The sequence below is a fragment of the Luteibacter sp. P4_D7_3 genome (assembly GCF_056401735.1).
The window spans coordinates 1-1,264 of record NZ_JBFUIT010000574.1 but is presented as its reverse complement, the minus strand read 5'-3'; the positions used below and the strand labels follow the sequence as shown (position 1 = coordinate 1,264).

At 62.9% G+C, this 1,264-nt stretch carries 1 protein-coding gene and 1 pseudogene; both read left to right on the top strand.

All coding sequences use genetic code 11. The annotated features are described in order from the left end of the window. Window positions 1-26: 26 nt before the first annotated feature. Window positions 27-191 (top strand): annotated as a pseudogene (locus AC1DSN_RS22820) (calcium-binding protein); the annotation flags it as partial. A gap of 12 nt (window positions 192-203) precedes the next feature. Beyond that, a partial coding sequence (locus AC1DSN_RS22815) for a calcium-binding protein (RefSeq protein ID WP_477333139.1) occupies window positions 204-1,264 on the top strand: 1,061 nt, incomplete at its 3' end.

The window sequence follows — 1,264 nt, the reverse complement described above, 5'->3', positions numbered from 1 at the left end:
CAGCTGCGCTCCACGGCGACGACGTCATTGATGGTGGCGCCGGCAATGACGTCATCCACGGCCTGGGCGGGGACGACGATATCTCCGGTGGAGCGGGCGACGACATCCTCCATGGCGATGACTTTGACCACCTTGTCTCCGGCAACGACAAGGTCTCGGGTGGGACAGGAAACGATTTCATCGACGGCGGTGCGGGGAATGACGTGCTCTCAGGCGACGAGGGCAACGACACCTTGCTTGGCGGCGACGGGGATGACCGGCTTACCGGTGGCATCGGCGACGACGAACTGTCAGGTGGGGCAGGCAACGACACGTTTGTGTTCGAGAGCGGCTCAGGGACCGATCGCATTTTCACGGCTGGCACGGACGGCGGCGGCCTTGACGTCATCGAGTTTGGCGCATCGGTCGCGTCGGCCGACTTGTACTACCAGTTGGCTGGCGATGACCTCATCATCCACAACCGCTCCACCGGCGACACCATTGCCGTTCAGGACTATTTCAATCCTCAAACGACGATTGATATCCATTTTGCCAACGGCAGTGTCCTGACCCATGACCAGCTGCGCCTGCAGCTCGGCGTGGCGATGCCGACGATGGGTACCGGCGGTGACGATGTCATGGAGGGGACCGACGGGGCCGACAGCCTGTACGGGGGTGCCGGCAATGACACGCTCATGGGTCTGGGTAGCAACGACTACCTTAACGGCGGTGCCGGCAACGACGTGATCACGGGCGGCCTGGGCAACAACGTGCTTGAGGGCGGCGCCGGCAAYGATATCTACAACATCAACCTCGGCAGCATCGACCGGGTGGTCGGCCTCGCCGACAAGGACGCCGGCAGCGACATCATCCGCTTCGGGGCAAGCTACTCCCCGAGCATGGTCACCAACTACCAGATAACGGGCGATGACCTTGCGGTCTTTTTCCTAGTCAACGGCAATCCCAACGGGGTCATTCTCGAAGGGTTCCTTGCCAAGACCAATGGCACCCACGTCATCGAGTTCACTGACGGCACGCGCCTGACCGCCGACAATTTCCTGATCAGTGCGAGCCATTGGACCGGAACGGATGCCAACGACGTGCATGTTGGCTCCGACGCCAACGACACGCTCGACGGCGGTGCAGGTGACGACACCCTGTCGGGCATGGGTGGCAACGACACGCTCTACGGCGGGGACGGCAACGACACGCTCAATGGCGGGGATGGCGACGACGTCTTGCGTGGTGGCCCCGGCATGGACACGGTCAGCGGGGGCGCGGGTAA